The 17,274-nt window shown below is 60.1% G+C and carries 17 protein-coding genes; 10 read left to right on the plus strand and 7 right to left on the minus strand.

What is annotated here, in order from left to right; all coding sequences use genetic code 11:
• Positions 1–65 precede the first annotated feature (65 nt).
• Positions 66–1,586 (minus strand): acetaldehyde dehydrogenase ExaC, encoded by a 1,521-nt coding sequence (gene exaC, locus ACYZTX_RS05485; RefSeq protein WP_462033247.1) that lies wholly within the window; start codon positions 1,584–1,586, stop codon positions 66–68.
• Positions 1,587–1,886: 300 nt separating this feature from the next.
• Here exaC and ACYZTX_RS05490 point away from each other — a divergent pair, with 300 nt between their 5' ends.
• Positions 1,887–3,800 carry a sigma-54-dependent Fis family transcriptional regulator gene (locus ACYZTX_RS05490; protein ID WP_462033248.1) on the plus strand — a complete coding sequence of 638 codons (1,914 nt, stop codon included), beginning with the start codon at positions 1,887–1,889 and terminating at the stop codon, positions 3,798–3,800.
• A gap of 36 nt (positions 3,801–3,836) precedes the next feature.
• Here the strand turns inward: ACYZTX_RS05490 and ACYZTX_RS05495 are convergent, their stop codons facing one another.
• Complete coding sequence (locus ACYZTX_RS05495) at positions 3,837–5,129, minus strand: molecular chaperone DnaJ (protein ID WP_462033249.1); 1,293 nt, start codon at positions 5,127–5,129, stop codon at positions 3,837–3,839.
• 56 nt (positions 5,130–5,185) lie between these two features.
• On the opposite strand from ACYZTX_RS05495, the gene mpl reads away from it, so the two are divergent.
• From mpl to ACYZTX_RS05510, 3 genes are read left to right on the plus strand one after another with little or no spacing between them, the layout of a single operon-like run.
• Positions 5,186–6,535: a UDP-N-acetylmuramate:L-alanyl-gamma-D-glutamyl-meso-diaminopimelate ligase gene (gene mpl, locus ACYZTX_RS05500; RefSeq protein ID WP_462033250.1), complete on the plus strand. Its 1,350-nt coding sequence runs from the start codon at positions 5,186–5,188 to the stop codon at positions 6,533–6,535.
• Positions 6,532–7,164: a flavin prenyltransferase UbiX gene (gene ubiX, locus ACYZTX_RS05505; protein ID WP_282379124.1), complete on the plus strand. Its 633-nt coding sequence runs from the start codon at positions 6,532–6,534 to the stop codon at positions 7,162–7,164. Before mpl ends, ubiX begins: the two co-directional genes overlap by 4 nt.
• A complete protein-coding gene (locus tag ACYZTX_RS05510) occupies positions 7,157–7,441 on the plus strand; it encodes a YceK/YidQ family lipoprotein (protein ID WP_282379122.1) in 285 nt (94 codons plus the stop codon). Before ubiX ends, ACYZTX_RS05510 begins: the two co-directional genes overlap by 8 nt.
• A 133-nt stretch (positions 7,442–7,574) precedes the next feature.
• On the opposite strand, the gene ACYZTX_RS05515 is transcribed toward ACYZTX_RS05510, so the two are convergent.
• From ACYZTX_RS05515 to ACYZTX_RS05525, 3 genes are all read right to left on the minus strand, one after another.
• Complete coding sequence (locus ACYZTX_RS05515; protein ID WP_462033251.1) at positions 7,575–8,216, minus strand: oxidoreductase; 642 nt, start codon at positions 8,214–8,216, stop codon at positions 7,575–7,577.
• A gap of 26 nt (positions 8,217–8,242) precedes the next feature.
• The gene (locus ACYZTX_RS05520; protein WP_462033252.1) at positions 8,243–9,961 is read right to left on the minus strand and encodes a C13 family peptidase; all 1,719 of its coding nucleotides are present in this window, start codon (positions 9,959–9,961) and stop codon (positions 8,243–8,245) included.
• 113 nt (positions 9,962–10,074) lie between these two features.
• Positions 10,075–10,530: a MaoC family dehydratase gene (locus ACYZTX_RS05525; RefSeq protein ID WP_084319697.1), complete on the minus strand. Its 456-nt coding sequence runs from the start codon at positions 10,528–10,530 to the stop codon at positions 10,075–10,077.
• Between the two features lie 195 nt (positions 10,531–10,725).
• Between ACYZTX_RS05525 and ACYZTX_RS05530 the strand changes: the two genes are divergently transcribed.
• The 3 genes from ACYZTX_RS05530 to ACYZTX_RS05540 are packed head-to-tail and all read left to right on the plus strand — an operon-like array spanning position 10,726 to position 12,402.
• Positions 10,726–11,088 carry a CidA/LrgA family protein gene (locus ACYZTX_RS05530; protein WP_462033253.1) on the plus strand — a complete coding sequence of 121 codons (363 nt, stop codon included), beginning with the start codon at positions 10,726–10,728 and terminating at the stop codon, positions 11,086–11,088.
• On the plus strand, positions 11,085–11,801 hold the full coding sequence (locus tag ACYZTX_RS05535) for an LrgB family protein (protein WP_462033254.1): 717 nt from the start codon (positions 11,085–11,087) through the stop codon (positions 11,799–11,801). Before ACYZTX_RS05530 ends, ACYZTX_RS05535 begins: the two co-directional genes overlap by 4 nt.
• Before the next feature lie 10 nt (positions 11,802–11,811).
• The gene (locus tag ACYZTX_RS05540; protein WP_462033255.1) at positions 11,812–12,402 is read left to right on the plus strand and encodes an LON peptidase substrate-binding domain-containing protein; all 591 of its coding nucleotides are present in this window, start codon (positions 11,812–11,814) and stop codon (positions 12,400–12,402) included.
• 90 nt (positions 12,403–12,492) lie between these two features.
• On the opposite strand, the gene ACYZTX_RS05545 is transcribed toward ACYZTX_RS05540, so the two are convergent.
• A complete protein-coding gene (locus tag ACYZTX_RS05545; RefSeq protein WP_462033256.1) occupies positions 12,493–13,809 on the minus strand; it encodes a bifunctional DedA family/phosphatase PAP2 family protein in 1,317 nt (438 codons plus the stop codon).
• A gap of 44 nt (positions 13,810–13,853) precedes the next feature.
• Positions 13,854–14,549 (minus strand): DNA-3-methyladenine glycosylase, encoded by a 696-nt coding sequence (locus ACYZTX_RS05550; RefSeq protein ID WP_462033257.1) that lies wholly within the window; start codon positions 14,547–14,549, stop codon positions 13,854–13,856.
• A 189-nt stretch (positions 14,550–14,738) separates the two neighbouring features.
• Between ACYZTX_RS05550 and ACYZTX_RS05555 the strand changes: the two genes are divergently transcribed.
• The 3 genes from ACYZTX_RS05555 (at position 14,739) to rsfS (ending at position 17,267) form a co-directional block, all read left to right on the plus strand.
• Positions 14,739–16,010, plus strand: coding sequence for a glutamate-5-semialdehyde dehydrogenase (locus tag ACYZTX_RS05555; RefSeq protein WP_462033258.1), 1,272 nt, complete (start codon positions 14,739–14,741; stop codon positions 16,008–16,010).
• A gap of 1 nt (position 16,011) precedes the next feature.
• Positions 16,012–16,701 (plus strand): nicotinate-nucleotide adenylyltransferase, encoded by a 690-nt coding sequence (gene nadD / locus ACYZTX_RS05560; protein ID WP_462033259.1) that lies wholly within the window; start codon positions 16,012–16,014, stop codon positions 16,699–16,701.
• Positions 16,702–16,772: 71 nt separating this feature from the next.
• Entirely contained in the window at positions 16,773–17,267 is a 495-nt protein-coding gene (gene rsfS / locus ACYZTX_RS05565) for a ribosome silencing factor (protein ID WP_449645717.1), read from the plus strand.
• Positions 17,268–17,274: the final 7 nt, after the last annotated feature.

Below are 17,274 nucleotides of genomic sequence, written 5' to 3' on the forward strand. Positions count from 1 at the left end.
CGAAGGCCTGAGGTGCAAGCAAGCTCACTCCCACAAGGAGAGTGGCTTGCTTGCGGCAGACGCTTTTAGAAGAAGCCCAGTGGATTGATGTCGTAGCTCACCAGCAGGTTTTTGGTCTGCTGATAGTGGTCGAGCATCATTTTGTGGGTTTCACGACCGACGCCGGATTTTTTGTAACCGCCGAACGCGGCGTGCGCCGGGTACAGGTGGTAGCAGTTGGTCCACACACGACCGGCCTTGATGGCGCGGCCCATGCGATAGGCGCGGTTGATGTCGCGGGTCCAGAGGCCGGCACCGAGACCGAACTCGGTGTCGTTGGCGATGGCCAGGGCTTCGGCTTCGTCCTTGAAGGTGGTGATGCTCACCACCGGGCCAAAGATTTCTTCCTGGAACACACGCATTTTGTTGGTGCCCTTGAGCAGGGTCGGCTGGATGTAGTACCCGGTCGCCAGGTTGCCCTCGAGTTTTTCCACCTTGCCGCCGGTCAGCAGCTCAGCGCCTTCGCCCTTGGCGATTTCCAGGTACGAAAGGATTTTGTCGAATTGCTGCTCGGACGCCTGGGCGCCGACCATGGTGTCGGTGTCCAGGGGGTCGCCACGTTTGATTTGCAGGACTTTCTTCATCACTACTTTCATGAAGTCGTCGTAGATCGACTCTTGCACCAATGCACGGGATGGGCAGGTGCAGACTTCACCCTGGTTGAAGAACGCCAGCACCAGGCCTTCGGCGGCTTTTTCGATGAAGGTTTCTTCGGCTTGCATGATGTCGGCGAAGAAGATGTTCGGCGACTTGCCACCCAGCTCCACGGTGGACGGAATGATGTTTTCGGCGGCGCATTTCATGATGTGTGAGCCGACCGGGGTCGAGCCGGTGAAGGCGATTTTGGCGATGCGTTTGCTGGTGGCCAGGGCCTCACCGGCCTCTTTGCCATAGCCTTGCACGACGTTCAGCACGCCCGGCGGCAACAGGTCACCGATCAACTCCATCAGCACGGTGATGCCCAGCGGCGTTTGTTCGGCGGGCTTCAGGACCACGCAGTTACCGGCAGCCAGGGCCGGGGCGAGTTTCCAGGCGGCCATCAAAATCGGGAAGTTCCACGGGATGATCTGCCCGACCACGCCCAGCGGTTCATGGATGTGATAGGCCACGGTGTTGCCGTCGATCTCGGCGGCGCTGCCTTCTTGGGCGCGGATGCAACCGGCGTAGTAGCGGAAATGGTCGGCAGCCAGCGGGATGTCGGCGTTGAGGGTTTCGCGAACGGCTTTGCCGTTGTCCCAGGATTCGGTGATCGCCAGGATTTCCAGGTTCTGTTCGATGCGGTCGGCGATTTTCAGCAGCACCAGCGAGCGAGCCTGGACGGACGTGGCGCCCCAGGCATCGGCGGCTGCGTGGGCAGCGTCCAGGGCTTTGTCGATGTCTTCGGCCGTGGAGCGCGGGAATTCGGCAATCGGTTGGCCATTCACTGGCGAGGTATTGGTGAAGTACTGACCTTTAACAGGCGCGACGAACTCGCCGCCGATGTAGTTACCGTATTTGCTCTTGAACGAAACGATAGCGCCTTCAGTACCGGGGTGAGCGTAACGCATGGTGATTTCTCCTTGGCTTTTGTGCTTATAAGGGAGAGCGCATGTGCGCTTGCTATAAGCGTAGAGCAAAGGTCGGGCCACTGCCTTGCAGGTCAGGCAAATCAAGGCCTTACGCAATTTTTGTCGGACCGACGGACGCTGCCTGTGACGCTTTCGGTACAGCCCTCGTGACACTTTGTACCGCTTCTGGCACATCCTGTGACTGGCCGGTCTCGCCAACATTGCAATGCATCGATGGCTGGAGGATGCTGGGCGTCACCTCACGCACGGGTCGCCGAGCCCCGGGGAGAACAATAAGAAATGCACGACAACCATTTGAGTCGCCATGCCCAGCAGGTCCTGACCGTCACTCAGGGGAAATCCCACCTGCACGGTCCCGGCAGCGATCCGTCGATTGCCCGTTCCTGGCTGCGTTGTCTTGAGGATTATCACCTCGACCCGGCCCTGACCATGGCCCCCACGGTGCTGGAACATGGTCGCGTCCTGGAAAGCCGCGAGCGCTTGCAGCAGGTGCTGCACATCGCCGGCAGCGAAATGACCAGCCTTCATCAGCAACTCTCCGGCGCCGGCCATGCGGTCTTGCTGACCGACGCCCGCGGCGTGATCCTCAATTGCGTCACCGCACCGGCCGAACGGAAGATTTTCGAACGCGCCGGCCTTTGGCTCGGCGCGGACTGGAGCGAAGCGTGCGAAGGCACGAACGGCATCGGCACCTGTCTGGTGGAGCGTCAGTCCCTGACGATCCACCAGGACGAGCACTTTCGCGGCCGTCACACCGGGCTGACCTGCTCGGCGAGCCCGGTGTTCGACCCCCACGGCGAACTGCTGGCGGTGCTCGACGTGTCCTCGGCGCGCCACGAGGTCTCTCGTCAAAGTCAGTTTCACACCATGGCCTTGGTCAATCTTTCGGCGAAGATGATCGAGAGCTGCTATTTCCTGCGTTATTTCGACAATCAATGGCTGCTGCGTTTTCACCTTCAGGCCGAATCCGTAGGGTTGTTCAGCGAAGGGTTGCTGGCGTTTGACGGGGAAGGGCGGATCAGCGCGGTCAACCAAAGTGCGCTGAACCTGCTGGGGCATATTCGCGGTGGACTGCTGGGCAAACCGGTGGAAGCGTTTTTCGACTGCTCGCTGGATGAATTGCTCGGCCGCGCCAGCGTCAATGCCAGCGCCAGTTGGCCGTTGCGCACGCGCGACGGGCGAAGTCTGTTCGCCGTGTTGCGCGGGCAACCACGCAGCATTCCGGTGCCGGTGGTGCAGAGCCCGGTGATCGCCGAACCTTCGCGCTCGTCGGGCATTTGTCTGGGCGACACCGGGTTGCAGGAAGACTTCCGCAAGTCCTTGCGCGTGTTCGAGCGGGACGTACCGCTACTGATCAACGGCGAAACCGGATCCGGCAAGGAAGCGTTTGCCAAAGCCGTCCACCAGGCCAGCCAGCGAGCAGAAAAAGCTTTCGTCGCGCTCAACTGCGCCGCTATTCCCGAAAGCCTGATCGAGAGCGAACTGTTTGGTTACCGCGGCGGAAGCTTTACCGGCGCGCGCAAGGAAGGCATGCGCGGCAAGTTGCAGCAGGCCGATGGCGGGACCTTGTTCCTCGATGAAATCGGCGACATGCCCCTGGCCTTGCAGACCCGGCTATTAAGGGTGCTGGAAGATCGTCAGGTGGTGCCGATCGGCGGCGAGCCGGAATCGGTCAATGTGCGGATCATCAGCGCCACTCACCGTAATTTGCTGGAGCGGGTGCAAGACGGCAGCTTCCGCGAAGATTTGTATTACCGGCTCAATGGGCTGGAAGTTGCTTTACCGGCGTTACGTGATCGCAGTGATAAGTCCCGGTTGCTCGACTTTTTGCTGGCGGAAGAGGCGGGCGGGGAAACCGTACTGATCGACGGTCCGGCACGCCAGGCGTTGCTGGCCTTCTCCTGGCCGGGGAACGTGCGGCAATTGCGCAATGTGCTGCGCACGTTGGCGGCGTTGTGCGATGGCGGGCAGATTGGCCTTGAGGATTTGCCGACGATGATTCGTCAGGCTCGGCTGCTACCGGTCGCTGCCTGTGAACAGCCGTCGGAGCATCCGCTGGAGGATGCCGAGCGGCTGGCGCTGCTAAATGCCCTGGAGCAACAGCGCTGGCACATGACTCACACCGCCGAGCAACTGGGCGTCAGCCGCAACACTCTTTATAGAAAGTTGCGTAAGCATGGGATTGCTCGTTAAGGAGCGTGGAGTTGAGTCAAACCCGATGACCGATATTCAGCGGAATAACGAATCCGGGAGCTCGTCGAACTGCTCATCGAACAGGTCCGCTTCAAGGTCCATGGCGTCCATCTCCTTCTGATACTCCCTTTGCGCCTTGAGCCAGGCTTTCAAGATTTTGGGGTCCTTCAGTTCTTCGCGCAGGCCGTTCAGCTCTTCGGTGTCGTTGATCAGCCTGTTGAGCTGATATTGGTACTTGCTAGCCAGGTTCTTGGGTGTCACTTCATCGAACGGATCGAGCTGGAATTGCTGTTTGAACGCCAGCTCCTTTTCGAACACTTCGTCTTGCAGCTTTCCGAGTTGCTCGGACAATACCTGGTTGTAATGTTTAAGCCGATCAGCGGGAAGTGCATCAAGGGTGTCTGCGCTGATGTGCTCGATTTCCAATTGCAGTTGCAGCAGATCAAGCAGGTTCCGTTCGCCATAGGCGAGGTTGACTCGTTGCATCAGCACGGTTTTGCGTTCGCGCTCGTCGGGGTCTGTTTCTCGATCGGGGTGCAGGGCACTGGCCAGCTTGCGATAAATCTCGCGCACAGATTGGCTGGCTTGGGCGGCGTCCGCTTCCTGGCGCAGGTGGCTTGCGGTTTTTTTGCCGGTGCTTTGCTGCGGCTGCGCCGTGTGCTCGGCCCACAGGCGCTCGTGCATTTTTTGCGCAATTTCCTCAGCAGATAGCGTGTCGATATCGTCGCCCAGATCAACGCCGAACATCTCTTGCAATCCCTGTTTCAATAACTCGTCGTCTTCACTCGCGTCGGCATCGAAGTCACGACCGCTGTGCTTGTTGTAGAGCGCTTTTAAGGTGGCTTTATCTTCATCGGTGTAGTTGCCGCTATCGATCAACGACAAGGTCTGGGCGCAAATCTCCTGAATCAACGTGTGGCGATCGGTTTTCGAGAGTTTGATCCGTTCGCTGAGTTCATCCAGAACATGCACAAGCTCAAGCGAGCGTTGACTAAATGTGTGGAACTGAGGAATGAACTCCTCGCGCCAGCGTTCAATATATAAAGGGGTGGCGGTTTCCCATGCCAGGAGCGTCTGGCGCTGTTTTTCGATTTTTTTGACAAGGCCGTTAAATTTCCGCTGCCCGGCGGACAGTTTTTTCGTGCTTGAGCCAGGCGTGATGCTGAGTTGAGACGTCTTGTTATTCATGAGCAGTTTCCGAGCAGTCATCCAGGAGGTAAGGGCGGTATTATCAAGGAAAACCGTGCCGTACTGTGCTGCCGCACAGCGTGGGCCGATTCTGAATGTCGAGTAGCATAATGGGAAGTCATCGTCGGCCAGTCTAAACACAAGGTGCGATTTTCCCCACCCTACGCTAACCTGCGGCCATGTTTACGAGGTCGACTATGCACATTCATATTCTTGGTATCTGCGGCACTTTCATGGGTTCGATGGCGGTTCTGGCCAAAGAGCTGGGCCATCACGTGACGGGCTCCGATGCCAACGTCTATCCGCCGATGAGCACTCAGCTTGAGGCTCAGGGCATTGAGTTGACCCAAGGCTACGACCCGGCGCAGCTCGATCCGGCACCGGATCTGGTGGTGATCGGCAATGCCATGTCTCGCGGCAATCCGGCTGTCGAATACGTGTTGAACAAAGGCCTGCCGTACGTCTCCGGCCCGCAATGGCTGTCAGATCACGTGCTGCAAGGTCGCTGGGTGCTGGCCGTCGCCGGTACTCACGGCAAAACCACCACCAGCAGCATGCTCGCCTGGGTGCTGGAGCATGCGGGCATGAGCCCGGGTTTCCTGATCGGCGGCGTGCCGCAAAACTTCTCGGTGTCCGCTCGTTTGGGCGACACACCGTTCTTCGTGATCGAAGCCGACGAGTACGACAGCGCGTTCTTCGACAAGCGCTCCAAGTTCGTTCACTACCGCCCACGCACAGCGATCCTGAACAACCTGGAATACGATCACGCCGACATCTTCCCCGATCTGCCAGCCATTGAGCGCCAATTCCACCATTTGGTGCGGATCATCCCGAGCGAAGGCCTGGTGATCCATCCGACCACTGAGCCTGCGTTGCAGCGAGTGATCGAGATGGGCTGCTGGACCCCGGTGCAAACCACCGGTGCCGGCGGTCAATGGCAGGTCAAACTGCACAGCGACGACGGTTCGAAGTTCGAAGTGATGTTCGAAGGTGTTGCCCAAGGTGTGGTCGAGTGGGACATGACCGGTCAGCACAACGTCGCCAACGCCTTGGCCACATTGGCTGCCGCCCGCCATGTCGGCGTGGTGCCGTCCATGGGCATCGCTGCTCTGAGCGCATTCAAAAGCGTCAAGCGCCGGATGGAGAAAGTCGCGGAGGTCCGTGGCATTACCATTTATGACGACTTTGCTCACCATCCGACGGCTATTGCGACGACCCTCGACGGTCTGCGCAAGCGCATCGGCGATGCACCGTTGATCGCGATCATCGAGCCGCGCTCCAACTCCATGAAACTCGGTGCTCACCGCGACGGCTTGCCGGAAAGCGTGGTCGATGCCGATCAGGTGATCTGGTACGCGCCGGCCAACCTTGGTTGGGATCTGGGGGCTACCGCTGCGTTGTGCACAGTACCGTCGATCGTCAGTGATTCGCTGGAAGGCATCATCGAGCGCGTGAAGAGCCAGGCCCAGCCCGGCACTCACGTAGTGATCATGAGCAATGGCGGCTTCGGTGGCCTGCACGGCAAACTGGCTGAGGCGCTGCAATGAATAACGGCCCGGAACGCATCACGCTGGCGATGACCGGTGCTTCGGGCGCTCAATATGGTTTGCGCCTGCTGGACTGTCTGGTTCGCGAAGATCGCGAGGTGCATTTCCTGATTTCCAAGGCGGCGCAACTGGTGATGGCCACTGAGACTGACGTTACGTTGCCGCCGAAAACCCAAATGATGCAGGCCTTCCTCACCGAGTACACCGGCGCTGCCGCCGGGCAGATTCGCGTGTACGGCAAGGAAGACTGGATGTCACCGGTAGCCTCGGGCTCCGGCTCGCCGGCGGCGATGGTGGTGGTGCCGTGTTCCACGGGGACCTTGTCGGCCATCGCAACGGGAGCCTGCAACAACCTGATCGAGCGTGCCGCCGACGTCACCTTGAAGGAACGCCGTCAGCTGATTCTGGTGCCGCGGGAGGCGCCGTATTCAAGCATCCATCTGGAGAACATGCTCAAGCTGTCGAACATGGGTGTGACGATTTTGCCGGCGTCGCCAGGTTTTTATCATCAGCCGCAAACCATCGACGACCTGATCGATTTCGTCGTGGCGCGAATTCTCAATCTGCTGAACATTCCCCAGGACATGCTGCCTCGTTGGGGCGAACACCATCTGACCAGCGATGAATAAGCTGCTGACGATTGTGCTGGCGTTGCAATTGGCTGGCTGCGCCACGGCGCGCACGCTGGATGCCGCCAAACCAGGGGCGCCAGTGGTGTATTCGGGGACCCGTCTGGATTTGTATGCGATGAACGGCGGCTGCTGCGCCATGGACCGCTTCGGCGCCGAAGCCCCGAGCTATCCGGGTATCGACCTGCCGGCCAGTGCGTTGCTCGACACGCTGCTATTGCCGCTATCGGTGCTGACGGTGATCGGGGTAAGTTTTCAAGCGACTGGCGGGTTGTAGCGTTCGGCTTTGAATCGGTGTCGCGCCATTCGCGAGCAAGCCCGCTCCCACATTTGACTGAGTTATCCGGGCGAACACGGTCAAATGTGGGAGCGGGCTTGCTCGCGAAGGCGTCACTTCAGGCGCTGCAGAGTTACTTGCCTAACTTGCGCAACTCATCCGACTCAACAATCCGCACCCCATTCTGCTCTTCCAGCGCCAGTCGCCACATCGCCCGAGCCAGTTGACAGGCTTCGATGCCGCGGTATTTGCCGGGGATCAAGCGCGACAATGGCCCGGCGAATTGTTCGGCCATGCGCGGTTCGAGTCGCTCGCCGAGCAGCAACGAAGGTCGGCAAATGGTCAGCTGCGGCCAGTCCTGCGCGCGCAATGCGTATTCCATCTCGCCTTTAACCTTGTTGTAGAAAATCGAGGATCTCCGATCGGCCCCCAAGGCACTGATCACGATCAGGTGCCGTGCGCCCATCTCCCGTGCACGTTTGGCGAACGCCACCACCATGTCCAGGTCCACCGCGCGAAACGCCTGTTCCGAACCGGCCTGCTTGAAGGTGGTGCCGAGGCAGCAGTAGGCGATGTCGACGCGGCCGTTCAATTGCGGCAGGAACACCGCCGGATCGCCGACAGGGTTCTCAAGATGGGGGTGCTCGGCCAATGGCCGGCGTGAGGGGGCCAATACCCTTGAAATCGTTGGCTCATTGAGCAGACGATCAAGCAAATGTTCACCGGTTAACCCGGTAGCTCCGGCAAGCAATACGTGCTGAGGCGTCAAGTACATAGTGTTTCCCCCTGATACTGTTCAGCTTAGTTGTTCTTTGCATCCTTGCTGCTGATAGAGACACTTTGTAGTGCTTTTCGTGCCTGCTGTTTGCGTAACAGCTGCCAGTGGGAGAGGACGGTTTTCGGTGCCCAGATCTGCGGCTCGGAGGCTTCGAAGCTGTCTGCCAGTTCGCGCTCGGCGACGGTGGCCTTGGCCAGTTTGAAGGCTTGCTCCAGATCGTCGGTCTGGTTCAGTGCCTGGGCGAACAGCGCGTCACCGAAGTAGGTGAAGTTGGCTTCTTCCGAGCAGCCGAAGGACACGCGGTCCGCGCGCGAGGCGGTCATTATCAGGGTGCGTTCGTCCTTGAGCGCGGGGATGAAACCACCGGAGTAGCAGGACGAAATCACGATGATCTTGTCGCGGTTTTTCAGCGGGGCGAGCACCGTGGCGAGTTCGTCGGCCGGCAGATCGGACAGTTCCATGCGCGGCTGGTCGAGCACCAGTTCGTGTTCGCTGGTGCCGTGGCTGGTCATGTAGATGAAGATCAAATCTTCCGGGCCGCTGCGTTCGGCCAGGGTGGCGGCGGCGCGGCGCAGGTTTTCCCGGGTGGCCATCGGTCGGTCGACGAGGTGGTCGCGATGGTTCACCAGACGGAGCTGGCCAAACGCACCAAAGCGGCTGCTGAGCATGTTGCTGACATAATCGGATTCGCGCAGGAACACGCTTTGCTTGCCGTCACCGCCGACGGTCAGGGTGTACAACTCGACTGCCGGGGTCGAAGCCGGCACGTTGAACAGTGCATCGTCGAGCAAACGGCCCTGGGCCAGCAAACCGAGTTCCAGGCTATCGGGCAGCAACTTGCCATCGGCATCCCGAACACGCTGACCATTGATCCACGTACCGTTTTGCACCGTGCCGTCAGTCAGCACCAGGGTGCCGCGCCCCGAGTAACTGTCAGCGTCGAACTGGCCGATGTAGAAGCTGCCGTCGGACAGGTTCAATCGACCTTGGCCGGTGAAGCGCCAGTCACTGAACTCGCCGATGTAATGGCTGCCATCGGCACCGATCAACTCGCCCTTGCCGTTCAGCGATCCTTCCTTGAACTGACCGAGCCAGACATCACCGTCGGCGTTCTCGTAGCGGCCCTTGCCGTGCAGTTGGTTGTTCTTGAAGCCGCCAACATAGATATCGCCATCGGCGCTGTTGAACGTCCCATTGCCTTCGAGCTGACCGTCGACGAAATGCCCGGTGAACTGATTGCCGCTGGCGTCGCCGCGTTGGCCTTCGCCATTGGGTTTGCCGTGGGCGAACTGACCCTGATATGAACTGCCGTCTTCGAGTTCGAGACGACCGAGCCCTGAATATTGATCGGCCTTGAATTCACCGCGGTAGGTCATACCGTTTTCTTTGAGGGTGCCTTCGCCGTCCCGTCGACCGGCTTTGAAGCCGCCGGTAAAGCTGCTGCCGCTGGTGGTCAGTGCGCCCTTGCCGTCGAACAGCCCTTGATTGAATGCCCCGCGATAGACTTCGCCGTTGCCGCCGTGCCACTCACCCTGGCCATGCCATTGGCCCTTGTCGAAGTCGCCGGCGTACCAGCTGCCGTTCGGGTAGTCGATACGGCCCTGGCCTTGCAGCAATCCGTTGACCAGTTCACCGCGATAGCGTCCGCCGTCCGGCAATCGGGCGTCGGGGGGCAATAGCGATTCGCCGTCGCCGCAAGCGGTGAGCAATAGGGTCAGAGCGAGGAGTGCAAGTGAGCGCATAGCCGGATCCGGGCAATTAGGCGAGCGAGTATGCCGCAGCTCTATGACCATATATAGCCGGGAAAACAGGAGAGGGCGCGAAACAGCCTGGGCTGCTTCGCATCCGGGATGGTTTACACGAAGCAGAGTGACAGTGGCTCGGCGATGTAGGCCGGTTTGTCCGAGCCTTCGATCTCAAGCGTGGCGGTGGCCTTGAGCAGCCATTGGCCGGGTTTCTTTTCGGTGACTTCGTTCATGTCGACCTTGAGTCGAACCCTGGAGTTGACCTTCACTGGCTGGATGAAACGTACGCTGTCCAAGCCGTAGTTGACGACCATCTTCGCCCCTTCAGGCAGGATAAGAATGTCTTCCATCAGTTTGGGGATCAGCGACAGCGACAGGAAACCGTGTGCAATGGTGCTGCCAAATGGCGTTTGCGCGGCTTTGACCGGGTCGACGTGGATGAACTGATAATCCCCTGTGGCTTCGGCGAACAGGTTGATGCGCTCCTGATCGATGGTGAGCCATTCGGAACGTCCGAGTTCCTTGCCGACATAATCTTTGAGCTCTGCAACGGGAACATAGGGCATTGAGCATCTCCTTGGGTTCATCGGTTTTATAGTTTTTAGGGGGGGGGATTTGACCTCCCGGATTACTACTTTAGATCAACATGGCAAATGGCTCCGGTCAACTGTCCATGCTTTTGGCGAATACCGATCTATAGCGTTGGCGTGCTTATAATGGTCGGCCCGCTTGTGCGGGATGATATTGGCGGGAGATGACGGATGTTGTTACGTGGACTGACCTGGCTGGTGCTGTTCCAATTGCTGGGCACAGCCATCAACCACTTGTTTTTACCGGTACTGCCGGGGCCGATTGTCGGCCTGCTGTTACTGCTGGTGTTCCTGATCAGCCGTGGCGAGGTCGGCGAACCGCTGAACCTCGCGGCAAGCAGTCTGCTGCGTTACCTGCCGTTGTTGCTGGTGCCGCCCGCCGTGGGTGTGATGGTTTACGCCAAAGACATTGCCGCGGATTTCTGGGCCATCGTCGGCGCGCTGGTGTTGTCACTGTTGCTGTCCCTAGCCTTCGCCGGCGTGCTGATGCAGCGCATGGTCAAGCGTCACGCTCATCGTGAGGACGGCCAATGATTTTCGACTGGCACGGCGCCTGGGCGTCGGTGATTCATCATCCGTTGTTCGGCATCGGCATTACGCTGGGTGCTTATCAGCTGGTGCTGGCGGCGTTCGAGAAAACCCGCTGGATCTTTCTGCAACCGGTGCTGGTCTCGATGCTGCTGGTGATCGGCGTGCTGGTGGGCTGCGGCCTGACCTATGCCGAGTACCGCAAGAGCACCGAGATCCTCAGCATCTTGCTCGGGCCTGCGACCGTGGCGCTGGCCGTGCCGCTGTACCTCAATCTGCGACGCATTCGGCAGTTGTTCTGGCCGATATTTACTACGCTGGTGATAGGTGGCGTCGTCGCCACTGGCATGGGCGTATTGCTGGGCTGGTCGTTTGGTGCCGAACACATGATCTTGATGACCATGGCGCCGAAGTCGGTGACGTCGCCGATTGCCATGCTGGTGGCAGAGCAGATCGGTGGCGTCGCGGCGCTGGCGGCTGTATTCGTATTGATCACCGGGGTGATCGGGGCGATCTTCGGGCCGAGTCTTTTGACCCGGCTGGGTGTTCACAGCCCCGAGGCACGCGGTATGGCGCTGGGCATGACGGCGCACGCGGTCGGCACTGCGGTGGCGATGCAGGAAAGTGACGAATGCGGCGCCTTCGCGGCGCTGGCGATGAGTCTGATGGGCGTGGCCACGGCAGTTTTCCTGCCGTTGGCGGTGTCGATGGTGGTGTAAGGAAATGTCTATGAGCTTGCCGCTTTTTCCGCTGAACACGGTGCTGTTTCCGGGCTGTATCCTCGATTTGCAGATTTTCGAGGCGCGCTACCTGGACATGATCAGTCGCTGCATGAAACAGGGCGGCGGCTTCGGCGTGGTGTGCATCCTCGACGGCGAAGAAGTCGGCATCGCCCCGGCGGGCTACGCGCTGGTCGGGTGCGAGGCGCTGATCACAGATTTCAAACAGCAGGACAATGGTTTGCTGGGCATCCGGGTGCAGGGCGGACGGCGTTTCCATGTATTGCGCACCGAGATTCAGCGCGATCATCTGACCGTCGCCGAGGTCGAGTGGCTGGAGGACGAGCCGGAGCAGCCGCTGCAGGATGAGGACGCCGACCTCGTCGCGCTGCTCAAGGCGCTGGCCGAACACCCGATGGTCGAAGCATTGAACATGGGCACCGAAGCGACCGGGCAGCAATCGCTGGCCAATCAGTTGGCGTATCTGTTGCCGTTTGCCGAAGTGGACAAGATCGACCTGCTGCAACTCGATGACCCGCAGCAGCGACTGGATGCGATTCAGGCGCTGCTGGATGAGTTGCAGGGTGAGTTGTTTGCCTGACACCCGCTAAAAGATCGCAGCCTTCGGCAGCTCCTACATGGGTAAGGCGTATACCTGTAGGCGCTGCCGCAGGCTGCGATCTTTTGATCTTTAGTAGGCATATCTCAACATCGCATTCGGTAAATGCCGCAAAGCAAAGAATCCGAACAGCGCCACCAACGCCGGCAACACCAGCCACCAGATCTTCGGTGGCATGGCGTTGAGCGGCGCCTGGCGCTGATTCAGCCACAAGCTCGCCGCACACACGCATGCCGCCAGCATGGCGCCAGCCAGCACATCCGTTGGCCAGTGCGCGCCCAGGTACACCCGCGACAGGGCAATCGCCAGCGCCGGCAAGCAACCCAGCAGCAGCCAAGTCAGGCGCATCCGCGGTGGTTGTCCGCGGCCGGCCAGCACGGCGAGCGTCAGAAACAGCGCAAAAGAGCCTGAGGCGTGTCCGCTGGGCATGCTGAAGGTGGTCAGAGGGTCACTCAGCACTTCCGGGCGCACGCGGGCGAAAAAATGTTTGGTCACGGTGTTGCCCAGCGCGGTGCAAAGCAGGGTGCTACCGGCGAAGATCGCTTGTCGCCATTGTCGAGTGAGCAACAACAGGCCGGTCAGCAGGGCGCTGAAGATCAGCATATTGCGGAATTCGCCGATCAGCGTGAATGTCACCGCCACTTCATCGAGCAACGGGCTGCGATGTTCCTGCACCAAGGTCATCACGCCTTGATCGAGCGCGGTCAGGTGCGGGTAGCCGATAAACAGGCCTGCCAGAATCAACAGGCCGAGGCTGGCTATATAGGCGCTGGCGTGGCGATGGCGGCGCAGGCTGCTGGTCACGCTCAAGCCGATCATTACCGCAATGCTGCCGGCAACGATACCCGCTTCAGGCCAGAACCCGTCGGGCAATGGCAAGCGAATCGCAGCCCCGGTGGCCCAGCCGGGCAGCAGATACGCGACGCTCCAACCGGCGGCGGCCAGCAGGCTGACGGCGGCGAAGCGCGGGAAGGGCATGTCGAACATGCCGGCGACCATCGGCAGCATCGGCCGCAGCGGGCCGATGAAGCGCCCGACCAAAAGACTGGCGATGCCGTAACGCTGGAAATAGGCCTCGGCCCCGGCGATCCATTCCGGATGATGGCGTAACCCTGGCAGGCGCCGGATGTTCTGATGGAAATGTCGCCCGAGGAAGTACGAAATGATGTCGCCCAGCACGCCGCCGAGAAAGCCCAGCAGTAGCGTTTCTCCCAACGGAAGCGCGCCGCTGCCGGCCAGTACTGCCACGGCAAACAGCAGCACCGTGCCGGGCACGATCAGCCCGGCAATCGCCAGGCATTCCACGCAGGCCACTATGAACACCGCCACAGCCAGCCATTGCGGGTTGACCGTCAACCAACCGGTCACGCTATCGAGCCATGGGCCCATAAAAACAACTCCCTCTTATTGATTGACCCCCGCAGGAGTTGTACTCACAACAAAAAATAATCGCGACCTTCAACCTGCCCACGTCGCAGCGGGTTCCGCGTGCAATACGGCGCGTACGCCGCATCGACGAAGCGGTACATCAAATGCTCATCGCGTCCGTGGGGAATGCCCAGGCGCGTGGTTTGTATGATGTGGGCAGGCGCCGGACCGACATCTTCCACCAGCAGCACTTCATGGTCGAAGCGCTTGGCGTCCCAGACCGGTACCTTCAGGCCCAGCGCCTTGCAGAGCAGAGTCTGTCCCGCACAAAGCTTTTGTGACGGGCGAGGGCGGCCCTGAGCGTCGGGATTGTTCAACAGCATCTGCGCAAGGCTCGCCGGCCCGCTCAGTTCATCAACCCATGGATAGCCGGATTTAATCAGCACCGCATTGCCGGGACCTTTGGCGCTGAAGTTCAGGGAATCGCCGCCCCGGGCGTAATACATATAGATATGGCCGCCATCCAGAAACAAAGCCTTACGTTTTTCTGTGTAGCCGAGAGAGGCGTGGCTGCCTTTTTCTTCGAAGTAATAGGCTTCAGTCTCAATGATTCTGGCGCTGAGCCACAGATTACCGACCCGGTGACGGATGATTTTGCCGATTAAATCCCGGGCCAGCGTTTGGGCATCTCTGTCGAAAAATGCATCCGCGAGCCCGTTGGGCAGGCTTGTAGCGGACGTGCGAACGGTCAGGTTAGACATGATGAACGGTGTTAATCAGGGCTCATTGAGTCGTGATGATAACAATTTGCAGCTTAATCACGGCTGAACGTCGGCAAATTGCCCTCCATTTCGACCATCCGCCCGTCACCGCTGTTAGTCGGGGGACGCGCCAGCTATAATCTGCCGCTTTACTCTTTACCAAGACCTTAGCAAAGACCACCACAGACAATGACTGAGTCCGTTCTTGACTACATGGCCCGTTTGGGTCGCGCTGCCCGCGAAGCTTCTCGCGTCATCGGCCGTGCCAGCACCGCGCAGAAAAACCGCGCCTTGCAGGCTGCTGCCAATGCGTTGGACGCTGCACGCGCTGAGCTGACGGCTGCCAATGAGCTGGATTTGGCTGCTGGCCGTGCCAATGGTCTTGAGCCCGCATTGCTTGAACGTCTGGCGCTGACCCCGGAACGCATCGACGGCATGATTGTGGGGCTGCGTCAGGTAGCGGCTCTGCCGGACCCGGTCGGCGCGATCCGCGACATGAGCTTTCGGCCGTCGGGCATTCAGGTCGGCAAGATGCGCGTGCCGTTGGGCGTGATCGGGATCATCTACGAATCGCGGCCGAACGTGACCATCGATGCCGCCAGCCTGTGCCTGAAGTCCGGCAACGCGACCATCCTGCGTGGCGGCTCCGAGGCGATTCATTCCAATCGCGCCATTGCTGCCTGCATCCAGCGCGGTCTGGCCGAGGCCGATTTGCCCGCCGCCGTGGTGCAAGTGGTCGAAACGACCGATCGTGCCGCCGTTGGCGCGCTGATCACGATGCCTGAATACGTCGACGTCATCGTGCCCCGTGGCGGTCGTGGCCTGATCGAACGGGTCAGTCGCGATGCCCGCGTGCCGGTCATCAAGCACCTGGACGGCATCTGCCACGTGTACGTCAGCGCTCACGCCGATCTGCCGAAAGCCCAGCGCATCGCCTTCAACGCCAAAACTTACCGGTATGGCATCTGCGGCGCGATGGAAACGCTGTTGGTGGATCAAACCGTTGCCAAGGATTTCCTGCCGTCGATGGCTGCTCAGTTCCGCGAAAAAGGCGTCGAACTACGCGGTTGCGGGCGCACCCGGGCGATCATCGACGTCGTTGCGGCCACTGAAGAAGACTGGAACACCGAATACCTGGCACCGATTCTGTCGATCCGCGTGGTCGACGGGCTGGACCAGGCCATCGAGCACATTAATACGTACGGCTCCCATCACACCGATTCGATCGTCAGCGAAAACCTGGCAGACACCCGGCGTTTCGTTGCGGAAGTCGATTCATCGTCGGTGATGATCAACACCCCGACGTGCTTCGCCGATGGCTTCGAATACGGATTGGGTGCCGAGATTGGCATTTCTACTGATAAGCTGCACGCCCGTGGCCCGGTGGGCCTCGAAGGGCTGACCTGCGAGAAGTACGTCGTGGTCGGTGATGGCCAGTTGCGCGGCCAGGCGTCGGTCTGACTTGGGCGACCTCGACCCGTCAGCCCCGCAAGCCACCAGCGAGCCTGCGCCTCGACGCATTGGCGTGTTGGGCGGGACCTTCGACCCGGTGCACATCGGCCATTTGCGCGGTGCGCTGGAAGTCGCCGAATCGCTGGCGCTCGACGAGTTGCGTCTGACACCCAGTGCCAGACCGCCGCATCGCGGTACGCCGCAGGTGTCGGCAAAGGACCGTCTGGCGATGGTCGAGTGCGCGGTGGCCGGCGTGGCACCGTTGGTGGTGGACGCCCGCGAATTGCAGCGGGACAAACCGTCCTACACCATCGACACCCTGGAGCTGATGCGCGCTGAATTGGCCGCTGAAGACCAGGTGTTTCTACTTTTGGGCTGGGACGCATTTTGCGGCCTGCCCACTTGGCACCGCTGGGAAGAGTTGCTCCAGCATTGCCACATCCTGGTGCTGCAACGCCCGGATGCCGACAGCGAACCGCCGGATGCCTTGCGCAATCTGCTGGCAGCGCGCTCGGTAAGCGACCCGCTGGCCCTCAAGGGGCCGAGCGGACAGATTGCATTCGTCTGGCAGACACCGCTCGCGGTATCCGCCACCCAGATCCGTCAACTGCTGGCCAGCGGTAAGTCGGTACGTTTCCTGGTGCCCGACGCGGTCCTGGCCTACATCGATGCGCACGGACTCTACCGTGCGTCGAACTGAAAAGGGCGCGCTTCAAGGCACGTGATCACGTGTAACGAAGCGCCCGAACATACGAGCAAAACGAGTTTTATATGACGAACAAAGACGTAACTAAAGTAAAGCGCAAAGGCACGTTCAAGAGCGCCCCGCTGCCAGTAGAGGCTCCAACCGGGCCGGAGCTGCGCGGCGAAGAGCTGGTCAAGGTTGCCGTAGCAGCCCTGGAAGACGTGAAAGGCCAGGACATCCAGGTCATCGACGTTCGTGAAAAGCAGAGCATTACTGACTTCATGATCATCGCCACCGGTACTTCGAACCGTCAGATCGGCGCGATGCTGGACAAGGTCCGCGAAGCGGTCAAGGCCCTGGGCGTCAAGCCATTGGGTGAAGAAGGCAAGGGCGACAGCGACTGGGTGCTGCTGGATATGGATGACGTCATCGTGCACATGATGACCGCCTCGGCTCGTCAGTTTTACGACCTGGAGCGTCTGTGGTCCGGTGCAGAACAGAGCCGTGCTCTGAACGCGGCTCACCACAGCCCGGAAAACACCCATGAGCACTTCGTCAAGCTCAACAAAGACCAGCAATAAGGGACCG

The sequence above is a fragment of the Pseudomonas sp. MDT1-17 genome, from assembly GCF_054898105.1.